The 17,841-nt window shown below is 38.7% G+C and carries 10 protein-coding genes; 2 read left to right on the top strand and 8 right to left on the bottom strand.

Features of this window, described 5'->3' with window-relative positions; all coding sequences use genetic code 11:
- Window positions 1-832: 832 nt before the first annotated feature.
- The 3 genes from H4J66_RS11120 to H4J66_RS11110 form a co-directional block, all read right to left on the bottom strand.
- Window positions 833-2,266, bottom strand: coding sequence for a glycoside hydrolase family 16 protein (locus H4J66_RS11120; protein WP_259368469.1), 1,434 nt, complete (start codon window positions 2,264-2,266; stop codon window positions 833-835).
- A 75-nt stretch (window positions 2,267-2,341) separates the two neighbouring features.
- Entirely contained in the window at window positions 2,342-5,593 is a 3,252-nt protein-coding gene (locus H4J66_RS20635; RefSeq protein ID WP_182174440.1) for a di-heme oxidoredictase family protein, read from the bottom strand.
- Window positions 5,594-6,058: 465 nt separating this feature from the next.
- A complete protein-coding gene (locus tag H4J66_RS11110; protein ID WP_182174437.1) occupies window positions 6,059-7,567 on the bottom strand; it encodes an MFS transporter in 1,509 nt (502 codons plus the stop codon).
- A 537-nt stretch (window positions 7,568-8,104) separates the two neighbouring features.
- Here H4J66_RS11110 and H4J66_RS11105 point away from each other — a divergent pair.
- A complete protein-coding gene (locus H4J66_RS11105) occupies window positions 8,105-9,931 on the top strand; it encodes a glycoside hydrolase family 3 protein (protein WP_182174434.1) in 1,827 nt (608 codons plus the stop codon).
- A 67-nt stretch (window positions 9,932-9,998) separates the two neighbouring features.
- Here H4J66_RS11105 and H4J66_RS11100 read toward each other — a convergent pair whose 3' ends face one another.
- The 3 genes from H4J66_RS11100 to mgtE all read right to left on the bottom strand — a co-directional run bounded on the left by H4J66_RS11100 (window position 9,999) and on the right by mgtE (window position 14,508).
- On the bottom strand, window positions 9,999-11,891 hold the full coding sequence (locus H4J66_RS11100) for a nitrilase-related carbon-nitrogen hydrolase (protein WP_259368468.1): 1,893 nt from the start codon (window positions 11,889-11,891) through the stop codon (window positions 9,999-10,001).
- A gap of 24 nt (window positions 11,892-11,915) precedes the next feature.
- Window positions 11,916-12,833 carry a phospholipase A gene (locus tag H4J66_RS11095; RefSeq protein WP_259369109.1) on the bottom strand — a complete coding sequence of 306 codons (918 nt, stop codon included), beginning with the start codon at window positions 12,831-12,833 and terminating at the stop codon, window positions 11,916-11,918.
- A gap of 319 nt (window positions 12,834-13,152) precedes the next feature.
- Entirely contained in the window at window positions 13,153-14,508 is a 1,356-nt protein-coding gene (mgtE, locus tag H4J66_RS11090) for a magnesium transporter (protein ID WP_070374140.1), read from the bottom strand.
- 729 nt (window positions 14,509-15,237) lie between these two features.
- On the opposite strand from mgtE, the gene H4J66_RS11085 reads away from it, so the two are divergent.
- A complete protein-coding gene (locus tag H4J66_RS11085; protein ID WP_182174431.1) occupies window positions 15,238-15,927 on the top strand; it encodes a hypothetical protein in 690 nt (229 codons plus the stop codon).
- Window positions 15,928-15,952: 25 nt separating this feature from the next.
- Here the strand turns inward: H4J66_RS11085 and H4J66_RS11080 are convergent, their stop codons facing one another.
- Together H4J66_RS11080 and H4J66_RS11075 are read right to left on the bottom strand one after the other, a co-directional pair.
- Complete coding sequence (locus H4J66_RS11080; RefSeq protein ID WP_259368466.1) at window positions 15,953-16,909, bottom strand: alpha/beta fold hydrolase; 957 nt, start codon at window positions 16,907-16,909, stop codon at window positions 15,953-15,955.
- A 139-nt stretch (window positions 16,910-17,048) separates the two neighbouring features.
- On the bottom strand, window positions 17,049-17,717 hold the full coding sequence (locus H4J66_RS11075; protein ID WP_182174428.1) for a glutathione S-transferase family protein: 669 nt from the start codon (window positions 17,715-17,717) through the stop codon (window positions 17,049-17,051).
- Between the last annotated feature and the right edge of the window lie 124 nt (window positions 17,718-17,841).

The raw sequence follows: 17,841 nt of genomic DNA, 5'->3' as shown, positions 1-17,841 counted from the left end.
ACGTCTTTAGTTATATCTGGTGTAATGTCAAGCCATGGTAAATAGCTAAAATGTTATCTTTTTCTTGATTAATTAACCTTTACTTATTTAAAACATATACCTAATTTATGCTTTCAGCAAGCTACTAAGGTTATTCGCTATTTTGATCATCAGTTTTGAGTTTAACGACAGATATAAGGTATTTTTATCACTTAAAGAGCTGACTAGTCGCTCTTAATCAACCAAAAAAAGACATTTTCAGCTACCACGACCGAGTTTTTATAGCCGCCTGTTGCATCGACAATTTTTAGCGGCTGTTTTTGATATAATTAAATTTATAAAAATAAAAACATCGCCATGCCTATCCAAGCATCAAAAAAACTATCCAATTATTTATCTTTGGTGTCGTACTATTGACCGTTTATAGGAATGGCAGATCGTCTGAATTTACCTATAAATTCAGACGATGGCGTCGCGACTAAGATTTTTTTACTGGTAGGGTGACTTGTTAGTCGGCTGGGCAATTTCGATGGAAAAGACCATAACTACGCAAGAATTAGTAGGTCAATAGTGACTGAGTTAACGGTCATGGCCCCACAACGTTATTCCCTAAACTGTATGGCGTTAGATAGAAAACACTGATTAAGTTGGCGAAAAAACACCCATCGCACAGTAATATTTTATATATAAACAATAAAGTTTTATGTCAACTAACTGTCTATAATCACACACAAAACACAATTTAACACTAGCATATTTCATCAAATGATAGAGGGGTTATCATTAAATATATTTAAGTATACTCCCCCTGTAGCAGAGCCATAATTACAAACGTTTTTTATCAATAGTGAGTTTAGTGTTGAAGATACTTTTGCCTAAATACTATCAACATCAGCAGCAGTAAATAACTGAATAAACCACCACTACTTTTTTCTCTCTCATCATCGCCAGCGTCAAGCGGCATATTGTTAACGCTAAATTTAATAGTGTTGCTTACTGAAAGTCTTGGGTTACCGTTGTCAGTTACGGTCAAGTCTACTTGATATGAATTCCCGCCGGCCATAGAAGAGGGATCAAAAATAACAAGACCACCGTCGATAATAGGTGATGGAATAGTACCGGATATAAGCCAAACATAAGAAAGGATATCGTCAGCATTTTCATCAGTGGCGTTAGCAGATATTGTGACTAAACCTCCGCTAATATCAACGGATGACACAGTCACATTATTCTGTGTTATCGACAAAGAAACTTCAGGAGATATATTAACTATCTCCTCGAAACAGCCCTTTTCATCAACACTTTCTCCTGATGGAGTATTTGGACACTGATCAAGACTATTCTCTATGCCGTCATTATCATCATCAGCATAAACAGCGGGCGTATTTTCATTACAGCGCTGAGCATTATTTTGATTAGTAGCAGTACAGTGCGCTAAATAATCCACTTCCATGGTTACTTTACGCAGGCTTGGGTCTATCGACCCACCTAGATTTCCCCCCATAGCAACGTTGAGTAAAACAAACATCGGTTCTTTATATTGTGGACAATTCGATACATTATGTGAAGTGACTAAGGTATCATCCATATAAAATGATATGTTATTTTCATCCCATTCTATCGCGTAATCATGCCAATCGAGTACATCATTAGCGCCATTTGGATAAGCAAATCTCACTTCATTACCACAAGAGCCGCCACCGGTATTAAAAAAGTTAGTTATATAAGTACTCGGGCTGTTGGCAAACCATTCCCATACATCAATCTCGCCAGCACCGGGGTTGGGCCAATTAACAAAGTCATCATCATTTTTACGTGGGCTTTCAGCAATACGATTCTCTAACATCCAAAACGCCGGCCAAGCCCCCCCTTCAAGGTTATGAAAACGAATTCTTGACTCTATTCTGCCATAGAGAAACTCGCGTTTATCTTTACCGTTAATTCGACCGGAGGTCCAATCTCTAGATTGATTATTCAAGCCTACACAATTAGTTTGCTGCTTTCTGGCGATTATTTTTAAGGTGCCATCAGAGACATCAAAATTCTTATCAATGGAACTGTCATCATCGGTATAACACTGAACTTCGTTATTAAAATTAGCATCGACTTGGGCCGTCCAATTTTGCCAATTAACACTGTCTCCTGAAAAAGTATCTATATAGTTAACTTCCCAACCTGCCATAGTAGGTGTAGTTATTAGCAAACTCATTAAAAACAGTCGACTTTTAAAACTGATATTCTTTAGCATTGAATTAACATTGCGCGGATAAACTGAATATTGGTTCATTATCATTCTCTTTTCTCTTTTCTCTTAAAAGAACTTATTAAATCAATCGATAATCAATTTAATAAGCTGCTGATTTTATAGTGATTTTAAAAAGGCTATTAATGAAACTTCGTCAGCATCAGAAAGTGCTTCATACTTAACTTTAGAAGCTTCTGATTCCCCACCGTGCCAGAGAATTGCTTCATCAATCGTTCTCGCCCGTCCATCATGCAAATAACTATGCTCGGGCGTACAAACTTCATTACCTTGGCCGCCAACTGGGTTTTCTACACCTCCAGTAACGCAAGCCGACAAACCTATGCCCCATAGCGGTGTTGTTCGCCATTCAGCCCCTGTAGCATTACCCTCTCCTAAGTTGTCAGCAAGACCTTCACCCATATCATGTAACAGTAAATCGGTATAAGGATGAATAGTTTGATTTCTTAGTTCTGTAAACGGATGATAGATACTGGTTTGCAGTGTTGCGGTATGACAATCCACACAGCCAATACTTGAGAATAACGCTTGCCCTTGTTGTACCTGAGGATCATCAAGGCCTCGTTGCGCTCGCACACCCAACAATGCAATATATTTCACTAAATTGTTTACGTGCTGGTCGCTTATTTCAGATTGGTCATGACCACATTCATTTCTCTCTTGTTGAGCAGAACCACAATCTGGTGATGGGAGTACAGAGGTCATCACCCCCATATCAGTATTAAACGCTGCCGCAACTTGATGCTTTATGCTTGATGTAGCGGCTTTCCAACCAAAACGCCCAAGACGAATATCTTGGGTTTCTGGATCGATAGTACTTTGCGCTTTACCTGAAATACCAAAGGGAGCAAATTCATCATTGACATCAGCCATCGCTAAAATAGTTTCTTCAGGAATTGCTTCTAATAACCCAAGACCAACAAGCTGAGGTGCAATACGTGCTGAGAATTTTTCTGGCGTACCTGTTGAAAACTTATAATTAGGTGAACGTAATCCATTAACCTCAGTCCATGATTCAATAACTACCGTTCCTTCGCTTTGTACGCTTCCCGTATTCGATGGCTGTAAAACATCACCACGCTGGGCATCGGGATCACCATCAGCATCAGCAATTTTAAAGACCCATTTATCTAATGCCTCGCCAATAGTTGCGGGAGCTGCCCTACCATTACGTTCATGACAACTTGCACAGCTATGATTAACAAAATGCGTACCTGACTTACCTGCCATTTCTGAAAAAACACCATTGGCTGGGTCTTCATCATGTTTACCATCAACAAAAGAAGTATGATGTATACGCCTTCCTAAAACGAACGCTTGCCCATTTAAACTTGATAAATTAGTTGCCATTTGCATGAAGTGGTCATTAGGTTCATTTGTATATTGATAAGGTAATGTGGTATTACCACCTAACCAACCTTGTTTAGCAATAGGGTGTGAGTTTTCACGCTCCGATGATTTATCATCAAAATCTCCGACTGTTTTCCAAGGAACCATGCCACCTTTACCGACTTGATAAAGATAAGTTGTGCCGTAATAATTTGACCGCCCCTTAGGAACGCCTAATAAAAACTGACTGACTTCAATTTCCATATGTTGGCCAATACTAAGGGTTTCTGTGCTTCCGTTAAGTCCGCGAAACTCATTAATGGTTACTGAATATTTATATTGATCGCCACTTGTACTTGTTTGCACAAGGTCGTCATCGTAACTACCGTGACCGACCGTCACAACGTTAGGCTCATAATTACCATGGTATTCAGCAATGGTATTCATTCCTGAATACCATGCCCTAAATTCTAATGCCTCAAGCTGCCATTGTGTTACCCATTCAATTAAAATAGATGAGCCGCCTTTAGCCACATAATCGGTGAATTTATAGCGCGCTGTTCTATGGGTCCAATAATGAGAAAGGTAATGGTCGTATTGCTGAAATTGATCCTCTTTAGCATGACGATCACGTCCTCTGTCAGCAAACTTGGTGACCACAGCATCATTAGTTACATAAATTAAAGCATGTTCTTGTGCCGTGCTAGAGGTAAAAAGTGGCACGATGTCACCAAAAAGTCCGTATTCTTGAAGGTTCCAACCCGCTATAGCCGCACCTTCAATGGTTCCTTTTTCGGTGTCACCTTTATAAAAATATAACGGTTTACCCTGATAGGCAGCTTGTGTTGTGCCATCATTTCGATTAATGATTGATAAATTTGGCACACCAGAAGCGACACCATCAGTCACTAGAAGCGGCGGCCAATTAACCGCACAACCGTCGTTGCAATTACTGCCGTCAAATCCAATGTCATTATCAAAGGTATATAAGCTAAAACCTGGCTTTTGGCTGTCTTCTCCACCAACAAGAATATCGTTGTTAAACGCCACTTCAATTAACTGTTCTACGGCTTCACAACCCAGAAAATCCACAAAGGTCCCGATAGGTGTATCTGGACAATTATCCAGATTATTAAACACGCCATCACCATCTGAGTCAGCACACCCCACCTCATTAATTTCTGCATTTTCAAGCGTATCTTGACACAAATCTAGGTCGTTACCAATACCATCTAAATCATCGTCAATAACCGCTGTTATTTGCAGCCAATTAATATTGAATGAACCTGCGTTTAACGCTAACCGTAAGGTAGAAGTACCGTTTGTCGTTAAAAAGGAATTAACCACATGGGTTTCAAAGGTTTGCCATCCCCCCGTGCTAGCAACATTGTCACTACCAATTGTATTGCCATTTATCGACAGCGTATAATTACCACCGCCTGAATCTGAAGCCACGCGGCTGCTAATGGTATAAGTCCCAGCACTTAAGGTTACCGAGTATTCTAGCCATTCTGTTGCTTGGGTATAACCGATATTGTAACCGCCGCCCACATCAGTGGTAACTTCGATATCTACAGCGTCATTACGGTAACTTGCTCCGCCTTCATTACTCACCGTGGTATCAAAATAGCTGATGTAATCTTCTGCTTGAACAAGCACATCAACAACCTCTTCAATGACCGCACAGCCAGAGCTGTCTACCCTTGTATTGTCTGGAGTTTCAGGACAAGTATCATCTGCATCTTTAACTCCATCATTATCACTGTCCGTATCGACACTAACAATAATGATGTCGCAACCACTCGCATCGACAGTGGTATTGGCTAATGTATTAGGACACGAATCGACTTGGTCGAATACTCCGTCGTTATCAGTATCTGCATTGATAGTCTCTTTTTCTGTTGGAGTTGACCCACCTCCACAACTTATTAGCGTACTGAGTAATAACAATGAAAGCATTTTTTTTGAAAGAACACTTAAAGCTCCTGTTAGTGCACTAAGATTTAATATTAATTTGCTCATTATTTTATTATTCTTCTATTAAAATATTCAATTAAGTCAATGATTAACCAGCTTAATGAATAATTTGGTTTATAACGATCCCAAAAGATAAACAATACAGCTGCACTTATATCAATAAGCGCTAATTCTGCATTTTTGAATTATCTTACTGTCGAGCATCCTAAAAATAGTCATGTTCAGACTTGAATATTTTTAGCACAATTATTGGTCAAAAAGCATCAAAACACGGTCAAAGGGGGGATCGGAAAAGTTGAAATGGATAAGGGATATAAACAAATACTCATGATAAGCTTTTGTTATCACCCATACAAAAAATTACTTTAACTTCATTTAAAACAATAATTTAAAAACAATAGCTTTATTTTATTTCGTATTTATTTTAACTAAAAAATAAAGATCTCACAAAAATAAAGCGGCTTGTATATCTACATGGTTAACTATGTAGATATACAATTTATAAGTGCCTTAGGCTGGCGTAGCACCGTCAGTATTTTTATCTAAGTCATTCACTTCGGCCGCCATTTTTCCTCGACGTGCCTCAAGTTTACTACGGGTATCATGAGCCATTTTCTCAGTAATCGGGTAAGTAGCGACCATCCAAATAGCAACCACTGAACAAAATACAGGCACAAGTACATCAGCTAAGCGCATATAAAACAGCGTATCAGCAGATTGAGCTCCAGCTAACGCAACATCAAAACCTGTTGCATGAAGTAAAAATCCACCAGCTGCCATCGCCGCAGCCAAGCCTAATTTAACAACCCACCAATAAATTGAGCCAAACATACCCTCACGTCGTTCACCGGTTTCTAATTCATCAAGATCACAGACATCAGCAACCATAGATCCCATTAATGTGAACAAGCCGCCTAAACCAAAAGAGAAAAATATCGGTGGAATAATCACTAGCATTGGATTATCCGGTGTAAAACAAATCCATTTAAGTGCATAACCAAAGATAGAAATGGCAATGGTTATGAAAAAAGCATTTCGCTTCCCTAACCAGCTTGATAATTTAGTAACAATAAAAATAGCACAAGACGTTGAAATAAATGACACCGTACCCGCCCAACCGACATATTCAGCACCTAATGCTTGATCGCCGCCAAAGACATAATAAATAATCACGTAACTTTGGAAAGCTGAAACCATCATAAAGCCGTTGAACACTAAAAAGGTTGCACCACATAAACTAAGGAAAGGCTTAAATTTAAGTGTAATTAAAAAGCCCTTAAAGAAATCAGCAACGGCATAACTCAAGCTTCTTGGTTTTACTGGTGGTGCATTCGGGTCAATAATCGTTTTTGAAGTCGCTATGGGTGTAAAGCGTTCAGTTAGAAATATTGCCGGTAAAATACCAACAATAATAGTAAATAGCCCAATAATTACCGCCAACCAACTGGCACCTTCAATCATATCGCTAAACAGCGATTCATTTTGCATAAACAGTAAGAACCAAGGTGCAAATAACCACGCAAATTGGCCCATAAAATTCTGCACAGCCATGATGCTGGTACGTTCATGATAATCAGGCGTTAATTCATAGCCTAATGCGACCCATGGTGTTGCAAAAATAGTATAGGCTAGATAAAAAATGATAGAACCAATTAAAAAGAACCAAAAGTAAAATTCTTCACTCTGGCCTCTCGGTAATTGCCATAACAAGGCAAAAGTAATACCTGCGACAATAGCGCCCCAAAATATATAAGGTCTGCGTCTACCCCACTTTGATCTTGTGTGATCGGAAATATACCCCATTAGCGGATCGGTAAAGGCATCGACCAAACGAGGTAATGCACCTAACAAACCCACTAAAGCTGGATTCATACCTAAACCCAAGTTAAGCACTATGGTCATAGTACCAATTGCCGCACCTAATAAGTTATTTACGAAAGCGCCAAAGCCATAGATAATTTTTCTTAGCGTGGAAATTTTATCTTCAGTCGCGGTTTGATAATGTTCTTGCGTACTCATAAAGCGCTATTCCGTTAAAAATGATTATTGAATGAAACTTTAGCCTAATTAAAATTTAGTGAAAGGTTTCAATTATAAAGGTCATTTGACACTATATAATTGTAAATCTTAAACAATATAAAAACGATGAGTCGGTCATTGTGGGGCGATGAAATGGTCACAATGAGCTTTTTCAATTGATATAATTTTTTCTACTGGCTCAAAAGTCCAATAAAAGTCTTTACTGAAAAATTGATAAAATCCCAATAACCTCAAAATAAGTCCACCCTACCGTATTTTAGTTGTATCAATTTACATTCGTAATAGTCTGTTAGAGTAAACTAATTTATAAATAATAGGGCTAGGATTACTTAACCGTTTAAATTTATATTTTTAATTTCATTTGAGAGATGTAATACCTGTAAATATTTGTCAGCAACTAAGCAACGCTAAGGATGTAGATAGAGCGTTTTACATGCCTGCTTAGCTCACTCAAATGACATTAAAATAAAATTGGCAAAATGAAGAAATTAAATAATGTCAGGATAACTCAATACTATGCAGCCACTACTTAGTCAGCCGTCAATAAAGAAACAAGTTGATGAGCTAATGTCAAAAATGACATTAGCACAAAAAATTGGACAAATGACCCAAGCGGAACGACTGAGCTGTACGCCCGATGATGTCAGAAAGTACCATTTAGGTTCGGTATTGAGTGGCGCTGGTTCATTGCCCGAAAATAATGACCTTAACAGTTGGCTAAAAACAACCGATAGCTATTGGCAAGCATCAATGGTTAGTGACGAAAATCACTTAGCAATCCCCTTACTCTATGGTGTTGATGCCATACACGGTCACAATAATCTTAAGGGAGCAACAATTTTCCCACACAATATCGGTTTAGGTGCTGCCGCCGATGCTGATTTAATAGCACGTATTGCACAAGTCACACGAAAAGAGGTATTAGCGAGTGGCGTCGATTGGGTCTTTGCACCCAACCTCGCTGTTGCACAAAATAATCAATGGGGTCGCAGCTATGAAAGCTACGCTGAAACCCCAGAATTAATTAATCAATACGCAAGTGAAATTATCAACGGTCTTCACGGAAAGCTTTCTGGTGAAGGCGTTATCGCTTGTGTCAAACATTGGGTTGGCGATGGAGCTACAACGCATGGTATTGACCAAGGTGATGCTAATATTTCTTGGCAAGAACTCAACAATACCCATATTAGCCCCTATATAAGCGCTTTAAAAGCGGGGGCAATGACCGTTATGGCGTCATTTAATAGTTGGAATGGCAACAAGTGCCATGGTCATAAGTATCTGCTCACGGATGTACTAAAACAACAATTGAATTTTTCTGGTTTCATTGTTTCTGACATGAATGGTATTGATTACCTCTGTGATGATTTTTATCTCTCGGTTGCTCAAGGCGTTAATGCTGGCATCGATATGTTTATGCTGCCCGAAAACTGGCAGCAATTTATTCACCATCTGCATAACCATGTTGAATTAGGAACTGTGCCTATATCAAGAATTAATGACGCCGTCCGCCGGATATTGTCAATAAAGTTTGCCAGCGGCTTATTTAATTCGCCTCGTCCCAGTGAAAGGATTTGGGCAAATGATGTTAGTTTTGGTGCTAGTGCGCATAGGAATATTGCACGAGAAGCGGTCAGAAAGTCACTTGTGCTGTTAAAAAACAAGAAAAACACACTGCCTTTAAAAAAGCAGGCTCGTATTTTAGTTACGGGTAAGAATGCTGATAATATTGGTCATCAGTGCGGGGGGTTCACCATTGATTGGCAAGGTGTATCAGGAAACGATCAATTTGAGGGAGCCACTTCTGTCTGGCAAGGTATTTCAGCAATTGCGCCCAATGCGGTATTAAACCGTGATAATGATGTTTCAGCAATATCGGCAAAAGATCATGATATCGCTGTGGTGGTTATCGGTGAGTACCCGTATGCAGAAGGCCATGGTGATATCAGAGATTGTGAAAACCTTATTATAGAAGCAGGGTCACAAATAAACGGTCAAGTAAATATTTCAGCGCCCTATGGTAACTCACTAGCATTAAAACAGTTACAACCAGAAGACTATCTATTGATAAAAGATATTAGTGATAAGGGCATACCCCTGGTTGTTATTTTGATCTCAGGGAGAACATTAATCATTAATGACGAATTAGATAAGTCAGCAGCATTCATTGCTGCTTGGCTTCCTGGCTCGGAAGGCCAAGGTGTTAGTGACATGCTCTTTGGCGAGTTTAACTTTCAGGGAAAGCTGTCTTTTTCTTGGCCCAAAAAAACCTCAGCAGAAAAGAAGAAAAATAAAACCAAACCACTCTTCCCCATCGGTTATGGTTTACGTTACAAAAAATAAAATAATGATATTCACTGGCAATAAATCCTACAATGATGGTGCATTCATACTTAGTGAGCACCCACCATCACTTAGAGCAACTGGCAATAGGATGGACTAATGCTTTGGTAATTTTTCCCTGTTGGTGTTTAACCAATGGTTGATTAATATAGCCAGTAAATTTAGCTGACATGCGTTCAGATATTAAGGTAGCGCCTGAGCTTAAATTGGCAATAAACCCCGTAGACTTTTGTAGTTTTTGTTTCTTTTTATTGGCCTTTTTATTGGCGTTATCACTATGTGAATCGACCGATAAGCAGCCCGCAGCGAAGCTCTGTTCACGACTCGCGGCAAGAATACAAATTCTATTTTCTGCGGCACGCGATAACAAGCAATATTCAACCTCACCTGGCTCTTGAATTTCAAAAGGCACCAGTAATAAGTGAACTTGATTCAACGCCGCTACGTTGACTATTTCAGGTATGGTGGCATCATCAGCTGTTAGCATAACAAGCTTGATATTACCTTGCTCTAACGGTAATTCTACAAGAGTTAACGCATCTCCAAGTGGTGTCCACTGGTATCGTTGGCAAAAGTGTAATTGCTGCTGTGTTGCCAATAAGCCTTGTTCGCTTATTAACACCGCCTGATGTGCGCCATCAATCACTAAACTAGTACACACATATTGAAAAGGTCTAAGTACTGAGCTGATTTGTATAATGAGTTGTTTACTCAAAGAGGCTATATCGGCGAGTTGCTCAGCATTATTCGTTATGGTTTTATCTGCAATAAAAAATAACTCAGGCAATTGAATAATATCACTGAGGTTGTTTTCAATGTAAAAACAAACATCTTCAATGGCTTGTTCATTAGACTTATAGGTTGCAAATATTGCGACATTCGCCGTTTCGGGAACCTTGTCACTATTCACATGCTTAGCCACTTTGATTATCGGTAATGTTAGCGCTTGATAAAGTTCAGGGCGTCGTTGTATAAAGACATCAGTGCCATCAGGTCGGCATTTGTTATTTGGTGCTATCGCTGAATTTTCTAAATCAATATCAGCAAATACAAAACCTGCTTCATTATGGTTCATTTTAGCGAGTACTTTACCCTCAGGAGAAACTATTTGGCTATGACCTGCGCCACTTAGAGAGCCCGTTGCTGACAATCGACCAATTTTATTTGCTGTGGCCAAAAACACTTTATTTTCACATGCTCGAGCTGGATCATGTAAGTGACTTTGATCGTGGGCAAATGTGCTTATTGAATTACAGAATAATTGCCCACCTTGTAAAGCTAATTCACGAGAGGTGTTAAAGGTCATCGTGTCGCTCCCCATTAGCAGTCCAATTTTTGCTAGCGGCGTTAAAGTTAACGTAGACGCCTGATTTGCATTAATAAAAAAATCATTTTCATGACCTTCTAATTTTTGTTTATCGACTTGGTCAAGGCGTTGCCCAAACGGCGAAAATAAACAAGTGGTTATACTAACACCGGCTTTAATCGCATCCTTTTTTTGTTCAGGTGAGCAGCTACTTGCAGCATCTCGCCTTAAAGTAACGTTTATGACTATGTAGCAGTGATGTTTTTTGGCTTGCTGTGCAATAGCCAGTAGAAAAGGACCGTCAATGTCTAAAGCTTGATGCCAAGCCTGACTACGGTCCTTGTACACTGGTTCAGTATGGCAAAAAAGTGTATTACAAAATTGAGGTAACACTATGAGTGCTGGCTGACAGACGGCCACCTCATTTATCATACGCAGGCAGGTTACTTGATTTTCTTGAACATCCAAAGTGGTGGCAAATTGAGAAACAGCGACTCGCATGATATTTTTTCCGGATAATGGGCTGGTGCAGTGATGCAAGCTTAAAGTCATAACTTTAAGCGAGGGGGATTTTATACTATTAAACATTGCAGCCCAAACTTTCGACAAACTTAAGCGTGGGATAACAATTAATGGTTCAGCAAGAGTGGGCAATTACACCTGATGGCGTTGCATTACTTATAAAAATTTCATTTGCATACCCAAACTAATGCGTTGTTGATGACGGTCATAGTCGATAAGTGAATCCCCATAACCATTAAAGTACTGTATCAAAAAGTCATAACCTTCAGTCAATGAATAAGAAAGATTTAGTTCGACACTACCTTTATTATCACTCAATTTAAGATTATTTCGCACCGCAGTGAAAAGGTTGAATTTGCCTAGCTGAGTACCAACACCAAATTCCATATGCCCAAGGTAGCCTGTAATATCTGGATTGTCATCACCAATCACAGAAAGTGGTGTTTCTTTTTCATCTTCAGCTAGTCGATGCCAAGCTTTTATATAATAAAAAGCACTTTCGTCACTAAACACTAACGACGCAAAAACTCGGTTCCAACTGCGCGATGAAAGACCACTTTGACCATTGGATTGATGATTGATGCCAAACTGAACTTGATTAAACTCAAAGCCTAATATGCTGTGATTCTGTTGCCAGCTGTAAAATAATTCAGGTTCGTAATTGGTTTCTCGAAAAGGTTTAGATGCCTCACTGTTGTACAATTGCCAATACGATACTGCGGTAAAACCAAAGTACAGACCTGAAGCATCAGTCGTTGGTAAATATATAGGAAACTTGATGCTAATTTGATATTTAGCCTCTACATTATCAACATTATCATTAGTTAACTCTTCAACCGTGCGAGTACCTGGCTTACTAATATAGGAGACTGGCAGTAGGTAATTTAATCTATGTTGCGAAATAGAAAAAGGGTTAGCGGTTGTTTGCAAAAGCGCTTGTTCTCTTTTCTCTAGAATAGATTTTTCTTTTTTTGTGGCGACACTTATTTCTTCAGCCATTAATAACTGAGGTAAAAAAAACAGGATTAACCATAAGGTTTTAGTTATAACTGTTGGTATATGGACGTTGTTCAAGTGTTATTTCTCATAAAAATTTAGTATAGGATCGACTTATGAATCAATGTTTAAAAGCATTGTGATAATCGCTCAGTTTATTTTTTCGTCATTCACTGTTTTGTTATTAAGTACTTAAACAGGGGGTGATTAAGTACATTGTTAACTAAAGTTAATAATAGCCATAGTAACAGGTAAATCCAATTGGGACAGTCAAACTTATTTATGAGCTACTCGGCACTAAAGTACCGAATTTTCTCGACGGCAGTGATAAAAGTAGTTTACATAAGCACCAGGGTGCGGCTTATTGGCCTTCTGCTGATGATTAAAGTAAGGCTAATTAAATCAAAATATAAGTCGCAGTACCTAAAAAGATTAAAAAACCAACCGCATCGGTTATGGTTGTTAAAATTACACCACCCGCAATGGCTGGGTCTACACCCAGTTTTTTCAATATTATAGGAATAAGCGCACCTGAAAGCGTGCCAGTAAGGCTCACAACAAAAAGAGCCAGCGCAAAAACGCCCCCTAACTGCCAATCGTCATACCATAAAATAGTAATTAAAAAGACCACTGCAGCCCATAATATGCCATTAATAAAAGAGACTTTTAATTCATGAATGGTTAGCGAAACAATATTGGCACTACTGACTAAATCGCGTGCAATACCGCGCGTAACTACAGTTAACGTTTGGCTACCTGTAACGCCTCCCATGCTTGCCACTACGGGCATTAGTACCGCGAGCGCGACAAGTTGCTCTATTGATGCTTCAAAAAAGCCAATGACCCAAGCAGCAACAAAGGCGGTGATTAAATTGGTGCCCAGCCAAATAGCTCTATTAAAAGAAATATGAGAAACAGGGGCAAACATATCAAGTTCTTCATTAAGGCCGGCGGAGGCCAATAAACGCTGCTCTGAATTATGTTTTAGCACATCGATAACATCATCAACCGTTATTCGCCCCAACAAAAAATTATTTTCATCTACAACGGGCGCAGAGATTAAATCATGGTCTTCGAAAATTTGTGCAACCTGAATGGCCGATTGTAACGAGTCAATCAAGGGCACATCATTTTTCATTACGTCGCCAACTGACAAGCTATTGTCCATTGAAACCAAATCACTAAGATATAAGGTTCCTTGTACCTTGTTATTCCTATCAACAACAACCAGTTGGTCAAGTTGTTCGGGCAACATACCTTCTTTTTTTCTTAACTTACACAAATACCGATAGACGGCTTTAAGACTAACATCCTTTCTAACCGCTGTAGCGTCAACATCCATCATACCGCCGGCTGTATTATCAGGAAAAGAGGCCACTGTCTGGTAACGCTCTTTTCGCTGACTATCCATGGCCTCAACCATAGCGGTTACTACAGGTAATGGTAAATCAGCATCAATGTCGGCTAACTCATCCATTTGAAGCGTCGATAAACATTTAAGTAAATCAGCTTCGCTGGTTTTTTTAATCAGAAATTGGCGCAGTTCGCGGTGTACAGAGAGTAAGACTTCACCCTTGTAATTTACCGGGATCAAACTCCAAAAATCATCGCGATATTTATTGGGTAGTGATTCGAGTAATCTACCCAATTTAGCCGGATGGTATTTCTCTATTGAAATCAGCAGCTCTTGATCGTCTTCTTGCTCTAATGAATGCGTTAATTGGCTAACAAGTTTGGTAAAAGTATTGCTCATAGGATCTACTTATAGTGATTAATTCAATCATTTACTGGAAGAGGCGTGCTTAGCAAGTTGCTTGAGCGTAACTTAGTCGCAATCACCACTGACATCAAGGCTTAGTTAACAGATCAGGCTATTACTTGAAAAGCCCGGCTAAATTTCTGTAAATAAAACACTTACTTTAGGCGCTTAACAATAAGTCATTGCTAAAAGCGCGAGCCAGTCACTAGACATTAAAATAACGGGGACAAAAATAATTTTAACAAGGTGCATATAATAATGTAGACAAAGCAGCCCATTGACCCGATAAAAGTCAGGCTATTTTACATTATTTACTTGGATAAGGCGGTAAAATTTACTTGATAGATTATATATCAACTATGCACCACTTGTTTTAGCTAGATATGGCGAAAAACAGCTGTTTAACTTCCATTGTAAATTAATAAAAAAAACAAAGAGTATTGAAGGATAATAAAAGTCAGGTTTTCTCTATTCCGTGTGATAAAAAGCGTCGATGTAAACACTGAGTGCAGATAATGCTAACCGGTTAGCTAACGCCTAAAAACTGTCAATAAGCCTTATGATAATAACGCTTAAACATCGCCTGAGGTTTTTAATAACTTGGCTTACCAAGCGATAATAGCTGCAACAATTTTATTATTTAAAAATACCACACAACAAAACAATTAGAGTATACACTGAGCCAATTATTTGTATTAAACAAGGGTTACAATGAAGGAAAATATGCAGACATTCATCGCTTTATTGTCAGCAGATGACGATAATGATTTACGCCAACATTATTTAGCTTCAAGTGAGTCAGAAAATATCATTCAATTAGCTTATCTATTTCAACAGGGAATAGCGCAAGTCGCATCGTTTGATTTTTATCAACAATTAACCACGACATTAATAGCCAGTAAAATTTTACCTGTTGCGCTTATCGCACAAATTAAAACAAACGACACATTGAGTTTTTTTACCCCTGCCCTTCAGGTACAAGACAACTTTACAAAAACAGATCACAGACAGCGCAATGCTTTACATTATTTATTCGCTGGCAATAAAGTAGCCGCCAATACCCCACCCTTTATTTATTTACGTTCAATGATGTTATTTGGCAGCAATAATACCTTACGTGATGCACTGTGCCAGCGTGACCTCGAAAATTTAACCCCCATTGAAGTTTATTTATCGTCTAATCAAAGTTTAATTTCGCTAGCGCCGCACGAACTTACCGCATTATTGGCCTTAATAGAGATTGAAAGTAAACAACAGCCCTTAGCCACAAGCAACTACTCAAAGGTAATTAAAGTGGTTACTGAATTATGTTCTCGTCAAGATAAGCGCTTTGACAGTGAGCTACAACGTCTTATATTGGTCGCTATCTACTACAAAAAAGCCATTAACGATATCGTTAATGGCTTACACTAAATTCCAGTTGGCGTTATAGCAATGATTATTGAGACTTATTATCTTGTAAAAATTGTTTAACGACTGCTACTGTTGCCTGAGGGTTTTCTTCGTGAGGTACATGCCCTAAATCATCAAAGATAACTAATTGGCTGTTGATAATATCTTTCTTAAATTTCATCGCAAGCTTGATGGGGATGAGCTTATCCTTTCTTCCCCAAATGATAAGCGTTGGTACATTTATTGTTGAGATTTTTTTGGCTAAATCTCCGGGTACCGTCTGCTTAAAGCGTTCTTTTAGAGCGTTACGATTTCCTTCACGAAGCGCCAAATCATAGTACCTGTCAACTAATTCACCGGTGACTAAGTCAGGGTTTCCATAAACATTCTCAACACTTTTTTTCACCAATGATTTAGGTAAAACATTTTTTAATAACCGGCTTGTTATTGGATTTTTAGACAATTTAAAGGCTAAGGGTAAAGATTCAGACTTAAAAGGATAGCCACTCGCGTCGACTAAAATTATTTGAGAGACTCGCTCTGGATATAACACTGCGGTAGCCCAAGCAATATACCCGCCTAAAGAGTTACCTGCTAATACACTTTTTTTAACCTTTAACTTATTTAACACAGCAATAACAACTTCAGCATAATGCTCAATAGTGTAATTATTTTTAGGATCGGGGCCGGTCAGACCAAAGGCAGGTAAATCAAAGCGAATAACTCTGCGTTGTTTTTTTAGTTCGTCAACCCAGCCATCCCATGTATGCAGTGACGCGCTCGTACCATGAATTAAGACAATAGGCTCTTCATCTGATTTTGGTCCTTCATCTCTTAAATGTATATTCATACCGGCAATCTGCATAAATTGTGATGGTTCAGCAGCCCAGCGCTTGCTGAGTTCAGCGACAGACTTATCAGCTGCTTGATTAACATAAAGATAACTGGTAAATAAAACGACTACGCTTAGCAGTATAAACAGACTGATTTTTAAAATTTTCAAGAGATTATTGGCCTTTTTCTCTATATATTGCTGATGAAGATTGATTGTAGCTGAATTTATTCTATCAGTAACAGCTACAATGAATAATCATCCCGGGTAAATATCCAAACATTAACAACGCCATAATGATAAGTCGTTATTAAGCATAATCGTAATTGCCTCCAGACTTAAGGGCTTTTTGATAGGCTGAACGGGCTTGAAAACGCTTAACGTAAGCGGTAATTTCTGGGTAGTTATTATCATTTGAACTTTTGGCAACCCAAGCCTCTAGAGGAAAACTCATTTGAATATCAGCACCCGATAATTCTTCTCCAGCAAACCACTGATTATTTTTTAAATGGCTTTCGATAAAGTCTAAGTTCCCGGTAATATTTGGCCCAACATAGCCTTTCATTACTTTTTTCACAATCCCTCTAGCAATTGGCTTAACAAAAAATGGCATCGTACTTTTCAATATTTTTTCAAAGATAATTTTTAGTAATAATTGTGGCATCAATGTTCCCTCAGCAAAATGTAACCAGTAAATATACTGGCGATGTGCTTCTGTGCCAATATCGGGAGTAAAATCATCACCACCATAAGTTTGTGCAAGGTATTCAATAATGGCTCCAGACTCAGCAACAGTAATGCCACCATCAGTGATCACTGGAGATTTACCCAATGGATGTACTTTCTTTAAAGTGTTAGGCGCTAAATTTGTTTTTAGGTCTCGCTCATAACGCTTAACGTCATAAGTTACGCCAAGCTCTTCTAAAGCCCAAAGCACCCGCTGCGAACGTGAATTATTAAGGTGGTGTACAACAATCATAGTTTTCCCCATTAAGATAAAAGCCTAAAGCCAACTATTGTACTATAAATCGCTATCAAGATTTATTCGTGATGACCGCAATCAATAGTACAATAGTGCTAAGTATATATTATTTTAATAGCTT

It is taken from the genome of Colwellia sp. MB3u-55, from assembly GCF_014076785.1.
In the GTDB taxonomy this organism is placed as follows: Bacteria; Pseudomonadota; Gammaproteobacteria; order Enterobacterales; family Alteromonadaceae; genus Colwellia_A.
This window is presented reverse-complemented; position numbering and strand designations above follow the sequence as displayed.

Coding starts and splice junctions, on each gene's coding strand:
- H4J66_RS11085 (WP_182174431.1), top strand. CDS start 15,238: ATGCAGACATTCATCGCTTTATTGTCAGCAGATGACGATAATGATTTA.
- H4J66_RS11120 (WP_259368469.1), bottom strand. CDS start 2,266: ATGAACCAATATTCAGTTTATCCGCGCAATGTTAATTCAATGCTAAAG.
- H4J66_RS11105 (WP_182174434.1), top strand. CDS start 8,105: ATGCAGCCACTACTTAGTCAGCCGTCAATAAAGAAACAAGTTGATGAG.
- H4J66_RS11075 (WP_182174428.1), bottom strand. CDS start 17,717: ATGATTGTTGTACACCACCTTAATAATTCACGTTCGCAGCGGGTGCTT.
- mgtE (WP_070374140.1), bottom strand. CDS start 14,508: ATGAGCAATACTTTTACCAAACTTGTTAGCCAATTAACGCATTCATTA.
- H4J66_RS20635 (WP_182174440.1), bottom strand. CDS start 5,593: ATGAGCAAATTAATATTAAATCTTAGTGCACTAACAGGAGCTTTAAGT.
- H4J66_RS11110 (WP_182174437.1), bottom strand. CDS start 7,567: ATGAGTACGCAAGAACATTATCAAACCGCGACTGAAGATAAAATTTCC.